General features: G+C 60.7%; 19 protein-coding genes. All 19 read left to right on the top strand.

All coding sequences use genetic code 11. The features are described from left to right. The first annotated feature begins 70 nt into the window (after positions 1-70). Complete coding sequence (gene mnxG, locus BMW74_RS18080) at positions 71-5,893, top strand: manganese-oxidizing multicopper oxidase MnxG (protein WP_093424565.1); 5,823 nt, start codon at positions 71-73, stop codon at positions 5,891-5,893. Positions 5,894-5,934: 41 nt separating this feature from the next. Further along, a complete protein-coding gene (locus BMW74_RS18075; RefSeq protein WP_093424562.1) occupies positions 5,935-7,866 on the top strand; it encodes a cytochrome D1 domain-containing protein in 1,932 nt (643 codons plus the stop codon). Between the two features lie 13 nt (positions 7,867-7,879). Beyond that, entirely contained in the window at positions 7,880-8,536 is a 657-nt protein-coding gene (locus BMW74_RS18070) for an SCO family protein (RefSeq protein ID WP_093424559.1), read from the top strand. Beyond that, positions 8,533-9,165, top strand: a complete 633-nt coding sequence (locus BMW74_RS18065; protein ID WP_093424554.1) for an SCO family protein — start codon at positions 8,533-8,535, stop codon at positions 9,163-9,165. The genes BMW74_RS18070 and BMW74_RS18065 overlap by 4 nt, the downstream gene beginning before the upstream one ends. A gap of 9 nt (positions 9,166-9,174) precedes the next feature. Further along, positions 9,175-10,734 (top strand): cytochrome c/ABC transporter substrate-binding protein, encoded by a 1,560-nt coding sequence (locus BMW74_RS18060; RefSeq protein WP_093424549.1) that lies wholly within the window; start codon positions 9,175-9,177, stop codon positions 10,732-10,734. 13 nt (positions 10,735-10,747) lie between these two features. After that, positions 10,748-11,701, top strand: coding sequence for a peptidylprolyl isomerase (locus BMW74_RS18055; RefSeq protein ID WP_093424546.1), 954 nt, complete (start codon positions 10,748-10,750; stop codon positions 11,699-11,701). Between the two features lie 215 nt (positions 11,702-11,916). After that, the gene (locus tag BMW74_RS18050) at positions 11,917-12,450 is read left to right on the top strand and encodes a response regulator (protein ID WP_093424542.1); all 534 of its coding nucleotides are present in this window, start codon (positions 11,917-11,919) and stop codon (positions 12,448-12,450) included. 81 nt (positions 12,451-12,531) lie between these two features. Further along, the gene (locus BMW74_RS18045) at positions 12,532-14,238 is read left to right on the top strand and encodes a GspE/PulE family protein (RefSeq protein ID WP_093424539.1); all 1,707 of its coding nucleotides are present in this window, start codon (positions 12,532-12,534) and stop codon (positions 14,236-14,238) included. Further along, complete coding sequence (locus tag BMW74_RS18040; RefSeq protein ID WP_093424536.1) at positions 14,219-15,022, top strand: hypothetical protein; 804 nt, start codon at positions 14,219-14,221, stop codon at positions 15,020-15,022. The genes BMW74_RS18045 and BMW74_RS18040 overlap by 20 nt, the downstream gene beginning before the upstream one ends. 1 nt (position 15,023) lies before the next feature. Continuing rightward, positions 15,024-15,569 (top strand): pilus assembly protein, encoded by a 546-nt coding sequence (locus tag BMW74_RS18035; RefSeq protein ID WP_093424533.1) that lies wholly within the window; start codon positions 15,024-15,026, stop codon positions 15,567-15,569. Continuing rightward, positions 15,556-16,104: a GspMb/PilO family protein gene (locus BMW74_RS18030; RefSeq protein ID WP_093424526.1), complete on the top strand. Its 549-nt coding sequence runs from the start codon at positions 15,556-15,558 to the stop codon at positions 16,102-16,104. The genes BMW74_RS18035 and BMW74_RS18030 overlap by 14 nt, the downstream gene beginning before the upstream one ends. Then, on the top strand, positions 16,104-16,622 hold the full coding sequence (locus BMW74_RS18025) for a hypothetical protein (protein ID WP_093424522.1): 519 nt from the start codon (positions 16,104-16,106) through the stop codon (positions 16,620-16,622). Before BMW74_RS18030 ends, BMW74_RS18025 begins: the two co-directional genes overlap by 1 nt. After that, a complete protein-coding gene (locus BMW74_RS18020) occupies positions 16,619-18,451 on the top strand; it encodes a secretin N-terminal domain-containing protein (RefSeq protein ID WP_093424519.1) in 1,833 nt (610 codons plus the stop codon). Before BMW74_RS18025 ends, BMW74_RS18020 begins: the two co-directional genes overlap by 4 nt. A 2-nt stretch (positions 18,452-18,453) precedes the next feature. After that, positions 18,454-18,927: a type II secretion system protein gene (locus BMW74_RS18015; protein WP_093424516.1), complete on the top strand. Its 474-nt coding sequence runs from the start codon at positions 18,454-18,456 to the stop codon at positions 18,925-18,927. A gap of 4 nt (positions 18,928-18,931) precedes the next feature. Continuing rightward, positions 18,932-19,306 (top strand): type II secretion system protein, encoded by a 375-nt coding sequence (locus BMW74_RS18010; RefSeq protein ID WP_093424514.1) that lies wholly within the window; start codon positions 18,932-18,934, stop codon positions 19,304-19,306. Continuing rightward, complete coding sequence (locus BMW74_RS18005; protein WP_093424511.1) at positions 19,281-19,820, top strand: type II secretion system protein; 540 nt, start codon at positions 19,281-19,283, stop codon at positions 19,818-19,820. Before BMW74_RS18010 ends, BMW74_RS18005 begins: the two co-directional genes overlap by 26 nt. Then, positions 19,817-20,215 (top strand): curli production assembly/transport protein CsgE, encoded by a 399-nt coding sequence (gene csgE, locus BMW74_RS18000; RefSeq protein WP_093424508.1) that lies wholly within the window; start codon positions 19,817-19,819, stop codon positions 20,213-20,215. Before BMW74_RS18005 ends, csgE begins: the two co-directional genes overlap by 4 nt. After that, the gene (locus BMW74_RS17995; RefSeq protein WP_093424505.1) at positions 20,212-20,631 is read left to right on the top strand and encodes a curli assembly protein CsgF; all 420 of its coding nucleotides are present in this window, start codon (positions 20,212-20,214) and stop codon (positions 20,629-20,631) included. Before csgE ends, BMW74_RS17995 begins: the two co-directional genes overlap by 4 nt. A gap of 31 nt (positions 20,632-20,662) precedes the next feature. Next, the gene (locus tag BMW74_RS17990) at positions 20,663-21,523 is read left to right on the top strand and encodes a CsgG/HfaB family protein (protein WP_093424502.1); all 861 of its coding nucleotides are present in this window, start codon (positions 20,663-20,665) and stop codon (positions 21,521-21,523) included. The last annotated feature ends 90 nt before the right edge of the window (positions 21,524-21,613 follow it).

The following is a 21,613-nucleotide window of genomic DNA, read 5'->3' as shown; positions in this document are numbered from 1 at the left end:
GGCATGCAGTTTGCTCATTGAGTTTGGCGAGCACCATTCCCCATGAGCACCTACAGCGAGGCCCGTGATCATGACCGGCATTCCCCAGGCTCATCACGTATTAAACCTGTTGCTACTGCTCACGCCGCTGTTGGGCATAGAGGTGGCGCACGCTGCGGCACGCTGTGAACGCAATCTGGTAGCCAACATCGTCGCGCTGGATCAGCCGCTGATGTTCAACCGTCTCGGCGCGCAGAACGCTAACGGCATGATGTTCGCCCTGCGCCGGGACGTGGTCGACGCCCATGACCGGTCCCTGGCCCTGGGTGGTGCGGCGGTGCCGGGTAACGTGTCGCTGCGGCCCGACAAGCGCCCGCGGCCGCTGGTGTTGCGGGTCGCCGCCGGTGACTGCCTGACCATCAATTTGCAGAACTTGCTGGCGTACCAGGCCAACCCTGGCAGCCCCGACAATGGCGAAGAGGGCGAAGAGGGCGAGGTGGAAGGTGAGGTTGAAATGGGCAACGATGGCTTCAAGGTGGATGAGCAGGTGACTGACCGCCATGTCGGTTTTCAGGTCAATGGCCTGCAAGCGGTCAACAGTATCGATGACATTTCCGCCTATACCGGGCGCAACGCCAACACCCTGGTTGCCCCCGGTGCCAGTCGTTCCTACACCTTATACGCCGAGCGCGAAGGCGCTTTTGCCGCCAGCAGCCGGGGCGCGACCTTTGGTGGCGAAGGGGATGCCGGCAATGTCGCCAACGGTCTGTTCGGTGAAGTGGTGGTGATGCCCAAGGGCGGCCGCCACTATCGCAATACTGTGACCGAGGAAGAGATGCGCCTGGCTTCCACCGGCCGCACCCCGACGGGCCAACCGATTGTCGATTACCAAGCCCGCTACCCGCAGCGCGAGCCGTGGATTCGGGAAGGAAAGGCCGGTACGCCGATCATCAATATGGTCGACGGCAATGAAATCATCTCCAGTGAAAGCGATGCAATTGTGATGGGCAGCAACGCCGACGGCAGCTTCCCGCCCTCGACTTATCCGCTGGAGTCCATGGGAAAGCGCAATCCGGCCTTGCCCAATCGGTTAGAACCGTTCCGTGATTTTGCTTCGCAGTTCCAGGACGAAACCGCAGCCACCCAGGCTTTCCCTGCGTATTGGGCTGACCCGGTAATGGCCCACGTACTGGAGCCGACCCGCGATTCGTTCATGATTAACTATGGTTCTGGCGGCATGGGCGCCGAAGTCGTCGCCAACCGCCTCGGCGTCGGGCCGATGCATGACTGCTTGTCTTGCGCGTACGAAGAGTTTTTCCTGAGTTCACACACGGTTGGCGATGTGGCGATGCTGGTGGATGTACCGGCCAACGCAGGGCTTGAAAACATTCGTCCCGGTGAAGTACCACGCGCCGATCAGATCGGGGTCAAGGCGACCATGGCGTTGTACCCGTCGGAGCCGTCCAACGTTAACCACAGTTACATTGGTGACTTCGTCAAGTTTCGCAACACGCACAACGGTCACGAGCAGCACATCTTCCACTTGCATGGCCATCAGTGGCTGTTCAATCCCAACGATGACAACTCCGACTATGTGGATGCCCAGGGGATCGGTCCGGGCGCCGGCTATACCTACGAGATTGCCAACGGTGGATCGGGAAACCGCAACCGTGTAGCGGGCGACGCTATCTATCACTGCCACTTCTACCCGCACTTTGCCCAGGGTATGTGGGCCATGTGGCGGGTGCATGACGTGTTTGAAGAAGGCACCCGGCTTGAAGTGTCGCAACAGGGCAGTGACGGTTATCACACCGAACCTTACGGCTTGCGCAGCGGTAAACCGGCAGCGGGCGCCCGTGCCTTGCCCGATGGCGAAATCGTAGCCGGCACACCGATACCCGCCGTCGTGCCCTTGCCCGGCAAGGCGATGGCTCCGATGCCGGGCAAGGTGGCCGTGGTTCCCAGAATGAGCGAACACCTGGTCGCTGATGACGATGACGACGATGAAGCCGACGACGGCTCGCATCACGGCACCCGTGGCCAGGCAATTGGCTCGCTGGTCCTGGTGGATCGCAGCGAGGCCAACCGCAATGCTGACGGCAGCCTGATAAACCCCGGCTATCCGTTCTGGATTGGCGGCATGGAGAGCTCGGTGGGCCAACGACCACCGACACCCCCCTTGGACATGCTCGACGCGGCCAAGGCTCAGGCTCTCAAAGGCACGGGTAAAGCGCTATGGGCCAACCTCGATCCGGCTCAGTCCGGCGGCTGGGACGGTGGTTTGGGGCGACATTCGCTGGGTGGCTTCTCTGCCGGTGGCGAGGCTCGCACTGTGACCACTTCGCTGGATTTTTCCAAGGAAGTGACTCGGGCCAAGCCGATCTACATGCCGGAAGAGGGCACGGAGGTCGAGCAGGCAGCCATGGCCTTTCATGCGAAAAAGGATCATCCCAGCTTTGCTCTGCTGCCTGGCAATCAGATTGTTGCGCGCAATTTTCGCACCAATGGCGCGTTGCCGATTGCCGGTGCGCCGTATTACGAACCGTGCATGGATGACCGGCAAAAACGCCTGACCAGTAGCGCCGGTACTGGCGAGTTCAACAGCGGCGAACGCATTGACGGCCTGTCGTTCACAGGTTCTTCGAACTTCACCGCTGACCGCCCGCGTATCTACAAGGCGGCGAACATTCAGTTCGACGCGGTCTACAACAAGGTCGGCTACCACTTTTCGCAAGCCCGCATTCTTGCTTTGTGGGAAGACGCCTGGCCGGTGATCACCAAACAGCGTCCGCCAGAACCACTGGTGATGCGGATGAACACCTTTGATTGTGTGCAGTACCAGCAGACCAACCTGGTACCGGCCACTTATGAGATGGATGACTATCAGGTCCGTACGCCAACCGACGTCATTGGCCAGCATATTCACCTGCCCAAATGGGACCTGACGGCTGCTGACGGTTCAGCCAACGGCTGGAACTACGAAGACGGCGTTCTTTCCCCAGGGGCCGTACAAGAGCGCATCCACGCCATTCGCACCTTCAACCAGTGCGAGGGGACGGATGTGCGTGATGGGACACCAGCCTGTCCGAAACCTCGGAGTCATCCATACTTCGGTCAATTCGGTCGGGCCGACTGGGTCGGCGCGCGCACTGCGATGCAACGTTGGTTTATCGACCCTGTGGTCAACACCAAAGGTATCGATCGTGGCCTGGGGACCATCTTCACCCACGACCATCTTGGCCCATCGACCCATCAGCAAATTGGCCTATACGCCACCGTACTGGCTGAACCGGCCGGTTCCAGCTGGTTCCACGCCGAAACCGGCGAGCCGTTGTACAGCGGCGCGCGCCAGGATGGCGGGCCGACCTCGTGGCAAGCGGTGGTGTCCACCGGGGACCTGGACGGTGATGGCAAAAACGACAGTTTCCGTGAGTTCTTCCTCGAATACAGCGACTTCCAGCACGCCTATGAAGCCGGTGTCTATGTAGGCGCAGGGCCCAATGGCATCCCCAACCCACAGGCTTTCCCGGCCACGGCAGACAGCTTCCGCTACGCCATCAACCCACCGGTGCGCAACAACGCCAGCAACTTGCTTGAAGGGATCGTCGAAGTGCAGGGCGGCAGGGTACCGGGCTGTCCGAGCCGGCCATGCCCACAAGCCATTTCGGTCGATGACCCGGGCATGTTCGTGATCAATTACCGCAACGAACCGCTGGCGTTGCGGGTGTACGACCCGAACAAGGTCGGCCCCGACGGCAAGCGTGGCATGCAGGCTGATGGCCTGGGCGGTGATCTCTCCTATGCCCTGCAAAGCCGTACCGACCGGGCAATTGCGGCGATGAACCTGGCACCGAACCTTGTCACGTCCGCAACCGGGCCAACCGGCGGCACTACCTTGTTTCCACCCCACATCAACCGTGGCGGCGCCGAGCCAGGTGATCCGTTTACCCCGATGCTGCGCACCTATACCGGGGACAATGTGCGGCTGCGGGTGCATGCCGGCGGCCATGAAGAAGAGCATAACGTGACACTGCACGGAGTGAAGTGGCTGCAAAGTGGCTCCGGCTACGGCAACAGTACCAACTCCGGCTGGCGCGCCTCGCAGATGATCGGGATTTCCGAGCAGATGGGCTTTATCGCGCCAGTCTCGATGCTGTCCAGCTCAGCGGCCACCACTGGCGACTATCTGTACTCGATGGACGCTTCGATCGAGGGGTATTGGAGCGGGATCTGGGGCGTGATGCGCAATTACACAGCGCAACGTGCCGACCTGTTTGCCTTGCCGAATAACCCGAAGCCGGCCGGCATGCGCAACACCGTGGCCTTCGAGGGCTCCTGCCCGCGGATCAGTGCCAACCCCAATGGCATTGGCACCCGCCCGACCGTGCAACGCAACTATGAAGTCGTCGCGGCACTGGCCAACGACATCCTCGCCAATCCATTGGGACTGACCCTTGGTGATCCGGCGGGGCTGGGCCAGCATGTGGGCGGGCCATTGAATCCAGCGGGCGGAACCCTGGTTTACAACTCGCGGCCGGTGAGCATCCCGCAGGTGACTGTGACCGATCCCGAAGATGGCGTGACCATGACCATCGGAGGGCAAAGCGGCCCCTTGCATGACCCGACCGCCGTCCTCTATGTGCGCAAGGCGGATCTGGACCCGGTCAGCGGCAAACTCAGACCCGGCGTACCGGTAGAGCCGCTGGTGTTGCGTGCTGCCGCCGGGGATTGCCTCAACATTACCTTGGAGAACCGCCTGCCGAACGTCATGCCCGACTTGACCCAGACGGCGGTGATGCAAGGCGTGGTCAAGCGCGATCGTAACAGCGGGGACGGCTCGACCACCTTCAGCAATAACTTGATGCGGCCGTCCAGCCATGTTGGCCTGCATGCGCAATTGCTGGCATATGACATCACCAAATCGGATGGCGCCAACGTCGGTGCGAACCCCACCCAGACCGTCGCCCCTCGGGCCGGCAACAGCGGTGCGTACCCAAGCCGTATCTACCAGTACTACGCCGGGCACCTGGAGCGTGAAGGCAAACCGATCACACAACTGGGCCGCAGTGTCGACAATATCAACGCGACGGCAGTGGAGTTTGGCGGCCTGAATTTCACCCCGTCGGATGTGATCAAGCAGCCGCAAAAAGGTCTGGGCGGGGCGATGAGCATCCTGCCGATCGGCGCCACCTGGGTAGAAGACACCCGCAAGGCCAATGCCACCGTCACTGCACCGGGCCAGGCTGTTTATCGCGACTTTGCGATGGTTTGGCAAAAAGCCCTGAACACCCGCTGGGCCAACGGCCGGCCAGTGGAAGGCATCGCCGCTGAAGGTCAGGGGGTACCGACCGATCCGCAGGACAACTCCAGCATGGCCATCAACTACAAGGCAGAGCCGCTGTGGTATCGCTTCGCACTGGCGCCCGATGCACCGTTCGGTCACGCCCAGGGTGCCGGGTACGCTGACGTACCCAACGCGCACATGGCCTACAGCAATGCGCTGGTGGGAGGTGATCCGCAAACGCCGGTGCTTTATGTGAAGCCGGGGCAACCGTTCCGCACCCACATCATGATGCCGACCGGCGGCAGTCGTGGCACTACGTTCCAGTTGGACGGCCACGTCTGGTCGGTCAACCCATTCCAATCGGAGAAAAGCGATACCGGTGGATATCCGATGGGCACGCCCGGAGTGGGCTCGGTGCGTTTTGGCTACAACCCGATGTCGATGTACGTTGGCGCCCACGAAAGCGTGCTGCCGGCGGCGCACTTCAGCTTCATGCACCCGAGCGCCGGGGGCACCAATGCAATACCGGGCGACTACCTGTTCCGTGATTACGCCGCGTATGGCAACACCGCGGGGTTGTGGGGGTTACTGCGAGTGACCAACGAGCCCGAACCGGCACCGGCGCCTTAGAAAGGCTGGCGGCGAACAGGTATTTGATGGGGGGAGAGACGATGAGAAAAGCTATTGGGGTCGCTGTGAGGGTAGGCCTGGTCGGTGCAGCGCTGATCGTCCAAGGGGCAAGTCTGCGGGCCTCTGAAGCGCCGCTGGGCGAGGGCGGACAGAGGCTGGTACGAGACGGTGTTTCGGTCGAGCTTCGGCTGCAGCCCTTGGCCAAGGACGCGATGCTGCGTGAAGGTGAGTTTGCCGATGTGCGCTTTCGGGTGACCGACACGACGTCCGGTCAACCGCTGGCCGGTGTGTCGCCGGGTGCCTGGCTCGACCCCCAAGCCGTTGCCGCTGACCTGGCCCAGGGGCGCGAGCGCAGTTGCAAGTCGCGGGTCGGGGTGTTTCTCAAGTCGAGCATCGGCGCGCGGCCGTTGCTCGATCTCAACAGTTACTTCCTGATGGTGATGAATCGCGATGCGAGTGTTTCGGTGGTCGACCCCCAAGTTTCTGTAGGAGGGATCACCAGCACGCTGGCGCGGATCGATTTGAAGCAGCCGCCGATGGATTGGGTCACGCCCAGGGACAACAAGCGGGTATTCGTCTCCATGCCCGAGGCCGGTGAAGTGGCGGTCATCGACAGTGAACAATTCAAGCTCATCGATTCGGTCCCGGCAGGCAGCCACCCGGTTCGGGTGGCCTTGCAACCCGACGAGCGCCTGCTGTGGGTCGGCAACAACGCCAAGTCCGCCGACCTGTCCGGGGTCACAATCATTGACACACAGAGTCTCAAGCCGCTCAAACACTTGGCCACCGGTGCCGGCCATCACGAGATCGCCTTCAGCAAGGACAGCCGCTACGCCTTTGTCAGCAACCGCGATGATGGCACGGTGAGCATCATCGATATCGCTAGCCTGACCCTCAGCAAGCGGCTCAAGACGGGTTCCAACCCCTTGTCGGTTGCCTATTCGCCACTGTCTCAAGCGGTGTATGTCGCCGACGGCAAGGATGGCACGGTGACCGTTATCGACACCGTCAGCCTGTCGGTACGCCAAGTGATTCAGCTCAAAAAGGGACTCGGCCCAATGGGGTTCAGTGCCGATGGGCGCTTTGGCATTGTGCTCAACACGCTGGAGAACCTGGCCTCTGTCATCGATGCGGGCAATGATTCGCTGCTTCACGACCTAGCGGTGTCTGCCGAACCCTATCAGGTGGTGTTCACACAAGCCTATGCCTACATACGCGGCCTGGCGTCGGCCAAGGTCACGATGATTAATCTCGCCTCGCTCGGGGAGGGGCGCACGCCGATCAGCCAGGGCTTCGAAGCCGGCCCACAGGCACCGCGCCTGGCCGGTGATTTACCGCTGGCCTCAAGCCTGGCGGTGTCGCGGGACGACAACGCCGTGTTCGTGGTCAACCCGGTGGACAACACCACCTACTTCTACGCCGAAGGCATGAACGCTCCCATGTCCGGTTACCCCAACCGGGGACAAGTGGCGCGGGCAGCGCTGGTAATCGACCGCAGTCTGCGGGAAGTCGAGCCGGGCCTCTACAGCGCGCGGATCAAGTTGCCGCCGGCCGGACATTACGATGTGGCCTTCCTGCTCAACCAGCCCAGCATCATCCATTGCTTCACGGCAGTGGTTGAACCGGCCACGAATGTCGCCCATCTACCGGGCCTGCCGAAGGTCGAATTCATGCTTGATACCGCTACGACAGCCCTGGGTACGCCTTACCTCGTGCGTTTTCGCATCGTCCAGGGCAAGCAAAAAAACCGCCGCAGCGGGGTCAAGGATGTTCAGGTGCGCTACTTCCGCGCTCCGTCTTCAAGGGTGCAAACCGTGACGGCGCAGGAAACAGGGGACGGTGTCTACCAAGTCCCCCTGATCCTCGATCAGCCCGGTGCCTGGTATCTGCATGTGCGCGCCGCATCCCTTGGCGCGCGCTTCGATGACACGATTTTTGCCAGTGTCCGGGTTAACCCCGGCGCTACCCACTGAAGAGAACATCGACATGAATCGATTTTTACATTGTGGTGTGCTGACCTTCTGCCTGCTGCCCTGTGGTGTCGGTCAGGCGCTTGCCCATTCGGCGGATGAACATGCCGGCCATGAGACGGGGGCTGTCACCACCCGGTCCCAGTCGACCGAGGTCAAGTTTGCCGATGTCACGCTGGAAGATCAGAACGGCAAGGCGGTGTATCTGGAGCCTGACCTGGTGGCCAACAAAATCGTGGTCATGAGCTTCATCTACACCAGTTGCACCACCGTCTGCCCGGTAGTGTCCTCGATCATGGGCAAGGTCCAGAAACAACTGGGCGCGAGGGTCGGTGGCGAAGTGCAGTTGGTCTCCATCAGCATCGACCCGCAGCGTGACGATGCCAGGCGCCTGAATGATTACGCCCGTTCCTTCCAGAATGGTCCGGGCTGGAGCTGGCTGACGGGCTCGACTCAGTCGGTCAATGAAACGCTCAAGGGATTGGGGGCTTTCAGCGGCGACTTCAAAAGTCACGCACCGCTGATTCTGGTGGGCGATGGCAATAGCCGGCACTGGACCCGTTATTACGGTTTTACCGATCCGGTGGTGCTGATCCATGAAGTGGAGAGGCTCAGCAACCAGCGCAACCGCCACGCCAGACACACCTCGATTGCGATGGAGCAACAGCCATGAAAGCGTTCGACTGGATTGCCCTGAGTTTCTGCGCCTGCTTTTTCAGTGCGGTGGCGGTTGCCCACGTAGGGCATGAGCTCTCTGTCCCTGAGGAGTCCGCGACGGTTGGCGCCACGGCACAACCGACCGGCACCCGCGATGCCAAAACCTGGTTCACTGACACACTCTTGCAGGACCAGAACGGCGAGACTTTGCGTTTCTACAGCGACGCCTTGCACAACCGTGTAGTGCTGCTGAACGTGATATTCACCCATTGCAACGATGCCTGCCCGCTGATTACCCGCAAGCTCAAGGAGGTTCGTGAAGTCCTGGGCGACAAGGCCAACGGTATTACCTTCATTTCCCTTACCAGTGATCCGCTGCGCGACACTCCGGCGGTGCTCAAGGCTTACACCTTGAAACAAGGAGTCGATGACCCCCACTGGCTTTTTTTGACCGGTGACAAGGCGCAGATCGAACGGGTGCTGGGACGCATCGGCCAGATCGTGCCCACCCCCGAGCAACACTCCACGCAGCTGATTGTCGGTGATGTGGCCAACAAGCGCTGGAGCAAGATCCGCCCCGATGCCCCGGCCGCCGCCATTGCCCAGCGCTTGCTGTTGCTGACAATGCCTGTGGCCGGTCGCTGAGCGCGCGCCATGAACACCGCTCTGGCCCTTGGCATGTTGTTGTTTGGTGGCGTACTTGCCTGTGCCCAGGCATTGCCACTGACCCCCAGTGAAAGTGCCGGCAAGCGGCTGTACCGTGAAGGGGTTTCGGTGAGCGCAGAACCGATCATGGCCCGGGTCGGCGTCTCCGGGATGTTGTTGCCCGCGACTAGCCTGCCGTGCGCCAACTGTCATGGCGCCGATGGGCTCGGGCGCCCGGAGGGTGGCGTACGACCGCCAGCGCTGAACTGGTCACGGCTCAGCAGTATCCACGGTCAACAGCACGTTAATGGGCGCAGCTATCCCGCGTATTCCGATGGCACGCTGGCCCTGGCTATTCAAGAGGGCCATGACCCCGCCGGCAATCGGCTTGACACGGCCATGCCGCGGTTCGCCCTGTCGCCGGACGATGTGCGCAATCTCACGGCATACCTCAAGCGTGTGACCGATGATCGTGACCCTGGTCTCGATACCAATAGTGTGCACCTGGGCACTTTACTGCCCAGCCAAGGGCCGCTGGCGGAGGAAGGCGCCACGATTGCAGCGGTACTCAAGGGCAGTGTGGCGAGAATCAACCAGGCCGGCGGTATTCATGGCCGGCAATTACGCCTGGCCATCCTCGATCCCGGCCCGGATCGCGCCAGTGCAGAGCAGGCGCTGGGCCGCCTGATTGATGAGCAACAGGTCTTCGCGTTGATTGCGCCGCTGGTCCCGGCACTCGACGCCGAGCTTGCGCCGCGCCTGGAACAGGCCGGTATTCCGTTGATCGGTGCGCTGTCGTTGCTCGGCACGACCCAGCCCAGCCGGCAGATTTTCGACCCCTTGTCGGGCCTGCGCGAGCAACTGATTGCGCTGGCCGACTACGCCACTCATAACCTTCAGGTGCTGTCGGGGCCGACGTTGATCATTTACCCCAACGCACCCGGCCAACAACTGGCCGCGCAAGGCCTGGGCCAATACCTGCAGGCCCATGCCTGGAAAAACGTACGGTTGCACACCTACGATCCGGCCGCCCCGGCGCAGGAGGACCTCCTGCCCGATTCCCGCTCGGTGTTTTACCTGGGCAGTGACGGCGGTTTCAGTCGTCTGGCCAGCCGTTTGCAGGCGGCGGGGCAGGTGCCTTATCTGTTTGCCACGGCGAATCAGGTGGCAGGCGATCTGTTGCAGGTTCCCGCGGACTTTTCTCGACGGGTATTTCTCGCCTATCCCTTCGTGCCCAGTGACTGGACGCACGCTGGAAGCCTGGCGTTGACTCAGGTCCGCAAAGCCCAAGGGATTGGCAGCGAGCATGCCTTTGTGCAAGTGGGCGCCTTCAGCTCGATGCTGCTGTTCAACGAAGGCATGAAGCAGTCGGGAAGGGATACCAGCCGCGAAAAGCTGATCAGTGCCCTGGAGGGGCTGCATGATTTCGCCACTGGTCTGACGCCGCTGATCAGCTTCGGTCCTGGTCGCCGCCTGGGCTTGAGCGGCGCCCATGTCGTCACTCTGGAACTGCCGGATCAGCGTTTTTACCTGGTGGCCCCTTATAAACCCATTGCGGCGATGCCCTGACCGGAGCCTGCTCATGAAGCTCAATCATTGGTTAATGCTGCTGACCCTCTGGGTGCCTGTCGCGTGGTGCGGCAATGAGCCCGCCGTGGCACGCGTCAATGGCGAAGAAATTTCCGCATTTCGCCTTGAGCGCTATTTCGCCGAATACCTGGAGGATCAGGGGAGGTCAGTGGGCAGCATTCGAAACCCCAAGGCCTACCAGCAGTTGCGGCGAAAGGCGCTGGACGCATTGATTGACAAGGAATTGCTCTGGCAGGAAGCCGTTAAGCGCGGGGTGGTGATCAGCGATGCGGCAGTGAGTGCGCAAGTCGAGCAGACACGCCAGGCGATGGGCGGGGCCCAAGTGTTTGCCCGTCGGCTCAACGACGCCGGTTTCGACGAGGCCAGTTTTACCGAGTACACCCGACGCGAACTGGCGGCGCTGCAAGTGTATAGCGAACTGACGATGGTCGCCGCGCCGAATGACCAGCAAGTCCGTGCCTTCTATGAGGAGCACCGCGCCGAGATGAATCAGCCGGAGCAAGTACAGGCCCGGCATATCCTGATTAAAGTGACTCAGGATGCCGATGCCGCCACGGTTGAGGCTGCACGGCTACGGTTGTTGGCGATTCGTCGAGAAATTACCCAGGGAGCCGACTTTGCCAATGTTGCCACAAACCGCTCCGAGGATGCTTCTGCCAGCACCGGCGGATATCTGGGCTATTTTCCAAAGGGGCGCATGCTTCCTGAGTTCGATGCAGCGGCTTTTGCCATGGCCCCTGGCGACATCAGCCAACCGGTACGCACGACGGTGGGATGGCATCTGATCTATCTACAGAACCGAATGGAGGGAGCCAATGTCACAGAGGAACAGGGATTTGCAATGGTTCGCACTTACCTTGCGCGTCAGCAACAGACGCAGGCGCGCAACCAGGCCTTGGCACAGTTACGGTCGCGTAATCGCATCGAACGGATTGATGACGATTGAAGCCTGGCCCCCAATAGTGGGGAAAAACTTCAAGCCATACCCGTGTGTGCCCCGTCTTTGGGGGGGCGGGGGAAGGGGATGTTTTCAATGAATATCAATGGCCTGTAATAGTCTTAAAGCCGCCGCGGGGCTTGGCATGAAGTGTGCTCAAGCCTAAGTAGGGCGCGCACTCCGTCAGGCTCGACACTCGGACCTGCAGTTACAAGGAGTCCACCTTGTTGAACAAAGTACTGGTTGTTGAAGATGAACAGCTGCTTGCACAAAACCTCCAGGATTATCTGCAGGCGCAAGGGCTGGAAGTCCGGATAGCGCACGAAGGTGCCAAAGCCATTGGTGTAGCCGAGGGTTTTGCACCCGATGTGATGGTGTTCGATTACCGCTTGCCCGATATGGAAGGTTTTGACGTTCTCGATGCCGTTCGCCAGAGCAGGAAGTGTCACTTTGTACTGATTACCGGGCACCCCACCACTGAAGTGTGTGATCGGGCCCGAACGCTAGGAGTCAGTCATATCCTGTTCAAGCCGTTTCCACTGGCGGAGCTGGCCCGTGCAGTCAATGACCTTTTAGGGATAAGACACGAACACCAGACCGCGGCGAGCCGCTCCGAAGGATTCGTCGAACGACGCCAGAGCAAGACTGATAGCTTCCCGCTGCAGCTGTACGACGGCAGTTGGGTGCTGGCGGATCGCCGACGAACTCCGGCGTCCGTAGCCCCGGACGACGAACACGTGCTCACCGGGAAGTCGTGACGCGACAGGACATTGCGCCTTTGGCCGCACTGGCTCGCCGCGTCGACAGGGCTCAAAGCCCCCGGCGTTGGAGAGCAAGTCATGGACCGTCTATCCCTTGCCGTTGAACCGGCGCTACCGGACTGCGTACCGCTTCGTTTTTCCAGTGAACAACTCGCCCAGGCCCGCGCTCGTTCCGTCACCTCCGGCGAGCGGGTGCTCGAAGCCCTTGGGGTGCTCTGCGAATTGGGCCCCATGGCCTTCATCGAATGCCTCGGCGTCACGCTGCACTACCCCGTTCTGGACACCGATACTCTGTTCCGGGCTACCCCGGTATTCGATCGGGTCACCCTGGCCCAATGCCTCAAGCGCGAATTCATGCTGCTGCGCCATGACGAAATGGTCATTGGCGTGTTCGCCGATCCCTTCGATACCGCACGCCTAGCCTGGATCGATGATTGTCTGCACGGTGCACCGCTGTACCTGGTGCATGCCGATGACCTCAAGGCCTATTTGGCCCGGCATGAAGAGAGCTTTCATGCCGTGGAATCGCTCAATGCCCAGGCCGATACACATGTCGAGCGCGACAACCTGCAGAGCCTGTCCCTGACCAGCATCAGTGAAGACGCCAGCGTCGTCGTTAAGCTGGTCAACTCGACCCTCTATGACGCGCTGAAAATGCACGCCAGTGATATCCACCTGGGTACCACCGGCAATGGTCTGGTGATCAAGTACCGGATTGACGGGGTACTGAACAACATCAGCAAAATCCAGGGCAGCGAGTTCGCCGAGCAGGTGATTTCCCGGGTCAAGGTCATGGCCGAGTTGGATATTGGCGAAAAGCGCGTCCCTCAGGATGGTCGCTTCAAGATCGGTATCAGTGGCCGGCAGATAGACTTTCGGGTGTCGATCATGCCGAGCATATTTGGTGAGGACGCTGTATTGCGGGTGCTGGACAAGCAGGACCTGGCCGACAAAGTCAACGGCGTTCAGTTGCAGGCCCTTGGTTTTGCCGATGAAACCTTGCGTCAACTACGGCGCCTGGCAGCCGAGCCGTACGGCATGGTGCTCGTCACCGGGCCCACCGGCAGCGGCAAGACCACCACCCTCTACGCGATGATCACCGAGATCAACCATGGCGTGGACAAGATCATCACCATTGAAGATCCGGTGGAATATCAACTGCCGGGGGTCCTGCAAATCCCGGTAAACGAGAAGAAGGGCCTTACCTTCGCCCGTGGCCTGCGCTCGATCCTGCGCCATGACCCCGACAAGATCATGGTCGGTGAAATTCGTGACCCAGATACCGCGCAGATCGCCGTGCAATCGGCACTCACCGGTCATCTGGTGTTCACCACCATTCACGCCAACAACGTATTCGACGTGATCGGCCGTTTTACCCAGATGGAAATTGACCCCTACAGCCTGGTCTCGGCCCTCAACGCGGTGCTCGCCCAGCGGTTGATTCGCCTGGTTTGTGCGACTTGCTGCGCGCCTCATCAGCCCAGTGCCGATGAACTGCAACTCTCCGGGCTCGCCCCGGATCAGGTTGCTCACTACCACTTTGTCCACGGCAAGGGCTGTGGCCATTGCCGTGGCACCGGCTATCGCGGACGGACGGCGATTGCCGAATTGCTGCACCTGGACGACGAACTGCGGCAGATGATCGTCGAGCGCCAGCCTGTTGCAAAAATCAAGGCCTTGGCCTGTAGCCGTGGCTTGCGCCTGCTGCGTGAGTCAGCGCTGGAACTGGTGCTGCAAGGGCGGACCACGCTCGAGGAGATCAATCGTGTCACTTTTATCTCGTGATCGTTATATCGCCGTGCTCGGCGCCAGCGGTGTCGGTCTGGGCCAGCGCCGCGGCAGCGAAACCCAATGGCTGAGCAGCATCGGTTTTATTGACGAAGGCTTCCATGGCTGGGCGGTGGCGCTGGAAACCCTCGACCGCCTTCTGGGCGAACACACTGCACCCGGTGCTCAATTGAGCGTGGTGATATCCGGGCATTTCAGCCGCTTTTGTCTGGTGCCATGGAGCGAACAGATCAACACCCCGGATGAACTGCTGGGGTTCGCCACATTGTGCCTTGAGGACCTGTACGGCGCGCCGAGCCAAGCCTGGAGCCTGGTTCTGTCGGCTGAGCCAGCGGGTCACGATCGGATTGCCGCAGCGCTGCCGCTAGCACTGCTGGATCGTTTGCGCAGTCTGGCCAATGGCCGCAGCCTGCGTCTGTGTTCGGTCCAGCCGTACTTGATGGTTGCGTTTAACTACTTCGATAAAAGCTTGCCGGCCGGTGATTTTCTGTTTGTCGTGGCTGAGCCGGTTCGCAGCGTGCTGCTCTTGGCACGGGAGGGGCGCTGGAGTGCCGTGCGTTCGGTGGGCAGCAGCGACAACGATGTGGCGTTGAACGCGTTGATCGGCCGAGAAATCCAGTTGCAAGCGTCCAGCAACGACCGCCCCTTGAGCATTTACCTGCATGCGCCAGCCCGTCTCGACGCGCTGCCCGAGATGGAGGGTGTGCGGATCTGTGCCATGGATGAAGACCGGACCGGCGTACGTGACAGCCTGTACGTCATGTCCCGGGCGGTGGCCTGACATGCGCGCACTCAAACTCGATTTTCAACCTCGGCGCCGTTCGGGGCCTTTGGGCTGGAGCCTGTTGGCAGTCGGCTTGTTGCTGGCTCTGGGCTGTCTTGTCGGGCAGCAGCACCTCAACAGCCAGGCCCAACAACAGCAAGGTGATTTGCAGACCACCCAGCGCGTGCTCACCGGCAACAGCGGAGCCAAGGTCAGCCTGACGCCGGCGCAAACTCGCGAACAGGCGCAGAACCTCGCAGAGATGCGCAAAGTCTCCCAGCAGTTGCGCCGCCCGTGGGAGCGTCTGTTTGCCACCCTCGAAAGCTTGCCGCGCGACAACATTGCCTTGCTGACCCTCACCCCGGACGCACGTAAAGGCCAGGTACGAATCACTGCTGAAGCGCGCGATCTGGAGGCCATGCTCGACTTTCACCAGCGCCTCGAGGCGAGTGACGAGCTGTCAGATGTCTCACTGCTGAGCCACGAAATCGCCGCAAACGTGCCGGAACACCCCGTGCTATTCAATCTGTCGGCTACCTGGGAGATTGGCGATGCAAATCCCTAGACTGATCGTCCATGAATACCTGAAAGGCCTGGGCATTCCCGCACTGGCCGGCGTGACACTGGTGTTGGGTGCGCTGGTGTATGGCCTGGTTGGCTTGATGCCGGACTGGCACGCCCTGCAACAGCTCAGTCAACAAACCCGTGAAGCGGGCGAATACCTGGCCCGTGTTGAAGACGGCAGCGTGGCGGCGCCCACCGGACCGCAACGTCAGCTCGATGACTTCCACAGCAAATTACCCTCCCAGCCACAGGCAACGGTGGCCATCGACAAGATTTATGCACTGGCCACCCAGGAGCACATCACCCTGGCGCGGGGCGAGTACTCTTTGGGCATCGACCCCAAAACCCACCTGGCGCGTTATCAGATTCTGTTGCCGGTACGCGGCAGCTACCCGCAGCTGCGTCGGTTCCTCCACGCGTTGCTCGGGCAGTTGCCCGCCGTGGTGGTGGAAGACGTTGAGTTTCAACGCAAGAAAATCGCCGACACCGACCTGACCGGGCGGATCCGGATGACCCTCTATCTGTCGAGGTCATGATGAATATCAAGCGCGCAGTGAGCTGGGTTGCATTCTTCAGCGTGGCCGCAGCGCTGACCTGGGTGCCTGAATACTTCCAGTCTGCAGAGGAGGGCGACGATGGGCTTGCCGTCGTCGCCAGCCCAGCCAAAAACACGCCGCAAGGTGCCTTGCCCGGTACTTCGGACACAGGCAAAACCGCAGCGATTCGCGATCTGAGCCCGGTCGGCGATCTGTTCTCCGCCCGTAGCTGGAAACCTGCTGCGGTCCTCGCCACGGTCACGGAACAACCCGCCTACATCACCCCGGTTGTACCAGCCCCCACCGCACCACCCATGCCTTTTCAGTTTGTCGGCCGCCTCGAAGACCGGCGAGATTTACAGGTGTTCTTGCAGGACGGTGAAAAAATATACGTCGTGCGTAAAGGTGACGTGATCGACGAAACATGGCGGATCGACAGCATTTCCGATGTGGAACTGAGCTTCGTCTACCTGCCTCTGCATTTGTCCCAGACACTGTCTGTAGGGAGCACGCAATGAACCGATCCCGTTTAATGATGAGCCTTGGCCTGTGCGCAGCACTGGCTGCGTGCAGCTCCGCGCAGGTGGCCAATAAGGAAGCGACTGACTTGATCGAGGCTGGCCAGTATGAAGCTGGGCTGGCCCGGCTTGAGGAAGGCCTGCGGGAGAATCCTCGCGATACCGAATTGCACCTGGCGTTGAACACTGGCCGGGCCCGTGCGATCACGGCACTGTTGACCGAGGGCGATCAGGACCGCAGCCAGCGCAGCTTTGCCTCAGCACGCATGGCTTATAGCCGGGTATTGACGATCGAACCCAACAACCGTCGTGCCCAGGACGCCCTGCGCCAACTCGACTACCTGCGCAGCATGGATGAGAAGCTGGAACTGGCCCGTGGCGACCTGCGGCGCGGTGATATCTATGGTGCCGACCGCCAGGTCAAACAGATTCTCGAGCTGGACCCGAAAAATGAAGGCGCCTTGGAGTTGCAAGGCAGCATTCGTCTCGTACAGAGCCGCAATGTCGTGCAATACCCGCAACTGCGTACACGTCTCGACCGGCCGGTGACCCTGGAGTTTCGCGATGCCAACCTCAAGACTATTTTCGAGGTGCTGTCCCAGGTCGCCGGGTTAAATTTCATCTTCGATAAAGACCTGCGCCCGGATATGAAAGCCACCATCTTCGTGCGAGATGTGCGCATCGAAGACGCGGTGGCCTTGCTGCTGCAACAGAACCAGTTGCACCAGAAAGTAGTGAACGAAAACACCTTGCTGATTTACCCGGACTCACCGCAGAAGCTCAAGGATTATCAAGAGCTGGTGATGCGGACCTTCTACCTGACCAGCATCGACGCCAATACCGCGTTGAACATGATCAAGACCATGCTCAAGACCCGCGACGTGTTCGTCGATGAACGCCTGAACACCTTGACCATGCGTGATAGTGAAGACGCCATTCGCATGGCGGAAAAGCTCCTGCAGTCCCAGGACCAATCCAACCCGGAAGTGGTGCTGGAAGTGGAGGTCATGGAAGTAGCCCGCCAGCGTATTCTCGACCTTGGCCTGCAATGGCCCAGTACCTTTGGGGTCCTGAACAGTGCCGGTGGAGAAGTCACTGTGCTTGATCAACTCAGAGGCATCGACTCCAGCCGAATCTCTATCTCGCCGTCTCCACAAGCCAAGATCAACGTCCAGGACAACGACATCAACACACTGGCCAGTCCGGTGATTCGCGTCAGCAACCGGGAGCAGGCACGCATCCACATTGGTCAGCGCGTCCCCATCATCAGTGCCACGTCGGTGCCCTCGACCCAGGGCCCGGTCATCACTGAAAGCGTTACTTACCTCGATGTCGGCCTGAAACTCGAAGTGCAGCCCACCGTGCACCTGAACAACGAAGTAGCGATCAAGATTGCCCTGGAAGTCAGTAACGCCACGCCATTGACGCCAACCCGCCAAGGCACGATTCCGGTCCAGGTTGACACTCGCAACGCCCAGACCACGCTGCGCCTGCACGACGGCGAAACTCAGATTCTTGCTGGGCTGGTACGCAACGACCATGGCGCCACCGGCAACAAGATCCCCGGCCTGGGTGACATTCCAGTGCTGGGTCGACTGTTCGGGAGTAACAAGGACACCGTCGGCAAGTCGGAGCTGGTGCTCTCGATCACCCCAAGAATCGTACGTAACCTGCCGTACCAGAGCCCTTCGGACATGGAGTTCCCGACGGGCACTGAAACCAGCATGCACATTCAGGCGCCTGATCGCTCGATGAGTACGGCGATTCGCACCGAAGCCTTCAGTGCGCCCGTGGCGAGCACCGCCCATGTTGTCGTCGAGAAGCCTTGATCATGGACGCCTCGCAACGTGGTTTTACCCTGATCGAAGTCGTCGTGACGCTGGCACTGATCGGTCTGCTGGCCGGCATGGCGGCGCCGTTGACCGAGACCGTGGTACGCCGGGGCAAGGAACAGGAGCTGCGCAGCGCCCTGTACCAACTCCGCGATGCCATCGACGCCTACAAGCGTGCATTCGATGCCGGCTACATCGAGAAGTCGCTCAATAGCAGCGGCTACCCGCCCAACCTGCAAGTGCTGGTGGACGGCGTACGTGACGTGCGCAGCGCCAAGGGGGCCAAGTTCTACTTTTTGCGGCGCGTGCCTCATGACCCGCTGACATCCGTCAAGCGCGATGACGAGGGTGGCTGGGGACTGCGCGCCTACGACAGTCCGGCGCAAAGCCCGCGTGAAGGTGAGGACGTGTTCGACGTTTACTCCAAGGCCCGGGGCAAAGGGCTCAACGGCATCGCGTACCGGGAGTGGTGAGATCATGCGCCGGGATAAAGGTTTTACCCTGCTCGAATTGATGGTGGTCATGGCAATCATTGCCACCCTGATGACCATCGCTCTGCCGCGCTACTTCAACAGCCTCGAAGCGTCCAGGGAAACGACCCTACGTCAGAGCCTGTCGGCGATGCGCGAAGCGCTCGATCACTACTACGGCGACACCGGGCACTATCCCGATTCCCTCGAACAACTGGTGGAACAACGCTACCTGCGCAACCCGCCCATGGACCCGATTGCCGAACGCGAGGACACCTGGGTGATGGTCGCGCCTCCCGACGGTGTGCCGGGCGCAGTGGCTGATATCAAGAGCGGAGCCACAGGGAGGGCGCGCGATGGCAGCCTTTACTCCGAGTGGTAGACCGTCAGGCGAGGGTGGTTTTACCTACCTGGGCGTGCTGTTTCTGATCATGCTCATGGGCATGGGGCTGGCCAGCGCCGGTGAGTTGTGGTCGACCGCGTCGCGCCGGGACCGCGAGCGCCAACTGCTCTGGGTCGGCACTCAGTATGCCCAGGCGCTGCGCAGCTATTACCGCGCCTCGCCTGGCCTGGCCCAGTACCCGAAGGCGTTGGAGGACCTGTTGCAGGACGAGCGTTTCCCCACGGCCAAACATCATATCCGCCAGCTCTATCCAGACCCCATAGGTGGCGCTGAATGGAGCTTGCAGCGCGGTTTTGACGGGCGTATCACCGGCGTCAGCAGCTCATCGACTGACACGCCGCTCAAGCAGGCGGGCTTCCCCAGTCAATGGTCGGACTTCGACGGCATGGCCAGCTACAAGGATTGGCAGTTTGTTGCCGAGAAAGCCTTTCTGGAGGGGAGTTCCGGCCGGGCCAAAGGGCAGCCCGGCGGCCTGCAGGAGGGGCAGCCATGAACCGCTGCTGGCGGATCGCCGTGGGCCTGACCCTGCTCCTGTTGCTCCCGCCCGCTTCGGTCAGGGCGGATGAAGAAATGCTCGGTTTTATCGTCGATGACACGATCTCCCATATCGGCCACGACTTTTACTACGCCTTCAGCGAACGCCTGCGGGCCACCAGCCCGATGGATTTCAACCTGGTCGTGCGCGAACGTCCCTCAGCTCGCTGGGGCAGTCTGGTCACTGTGGAATATCAACAACGCCTGGTGTACCGGCGTTTTCTGGCCCCCAACACTGTGGAACTCAAGGAGGAGGCCTATGAAGCCGCCGACTGGGTTCGCGGACAGATTGTCCAGAGCAAGCTGGAAACTTTGTTGCAAGACACCACGGACCTTGAGAGGGACGAGTTATGAAAACAAAAAAACGTTCGCAGCGCGCCTGCCTCTGGTTGCTCTGCCTGGGAAGTTGCGGTTGGGTCCAGGCCACGGAGCTGGTCTACACACCCATCAACCCGTCTTTCGGTGGTAACCCGCTGAACGGTACCTGGTTGCTCAACAACGCTCAATCGCAGAACGACTACGACGATCCCGATATCAAGCCCCGCATTACGCCGACCGGGGCCTCAGCCCTTGAACGCTTCACCAGTCAACTGCAGTCGCGGTTGCTGGGGCAGTTGCTGGACAACATCTCCACCGGCAACACCGGGAGCCTGTCCACTGACGCTTTTATCGTCTCCGTCACCGATGACTCCGGCGCACTGACTATTGTCGTGACCGACAGGGCGACCGGCGAGATCTCGGAAATCCAGGTCAATGGCCTCACTCCTTGACGGAGTTTTGGGGCGAGGGGGAGTAACGGACATGAAAAAAATACTGATGCTGGGGATGTTGCTGGCGACCCTACAAGGTTGCAGCCTGCGCGACACAGTAACGGCCGAGCAGGACACCGAAGCACCAACCCTGACGCCACGAGCGTCGACCTACTACGACTTGCTGAAAATGCCCCGACCCAAAGGTCGCTTGATGGCCGTGGTTTACAACTTCCGCGATCAAACCGGGCAGTACAAACCGACCCCGGCCAGCTCGTTTTCCACGAGTGTGACCCAGGGCGCGGCCAGCATGTTGATGGACGCCATGCAGGCCAGTGGCTGGTTCGTGGTACTCGAACGTGAGGGGCTGCAAAACTTGCTGACCGAGCGCAAGATCATTCGAGCCTCCCAGAAAAAGGCCAACACCCCGGTCAATATCCAGGGTGAATTGCCACCGCTGCAGGCAGCGAACCTCATGCTTGAAGGCGGCATCGTTGCCTACGACACCAACGTGCGTAGCGGCGGGGAAGGGGCGCGGTACCTGGGCATCGACATTTCCCGGGAGTATCGAGTCGATCAGGTCTCGGTCAACCTGCGGGCGGTGGATGTGCGCAGCGGCCAGGTACTGGCCAATGTCATGACCAGCAAGACCATCTATTCGGTCGGACGCAGTGCAGGAGTCTTCAAGTTCATCGAGTTCAAGAAACTGCTGGAAGCAGAAGTCGGCTACACCACCAACGAACCGGCGCAGCTGTGTGTGTTGTCGGCGATCGAGTCGGCGGTCGGGCATTTGCTGGCCCAGGGGATTGAACGCAATTTGTGGCAGGTGGCCGGGGACAATAGCGTCCCAGCGCCGAACGAAACCCTGGATCGTTACTTGTCGCAAAACAAGATCGACTCGGACAGCGAGTAACGTCTTTCCAAGGACTGTCTCGATGGAGACAGTCCTTGGCAACACCCCAGGCCCTTGGCAGGCGCGAACACCCTTTGCACCTGCCGAGGG

Origin of the sequence: Pseudomonas sp. ok272 (assembly GCF_900109995.1) — a bacterium.
Lineage (GTDB): Bacteria > Pseudomonadota > Gammaproteobacteria > Pseudomonadales > Pseudomonadaceae > Aquipseudomonas.
This window is presented reverse-complemented; position numbering and strand designations above follow the sequence as displayed.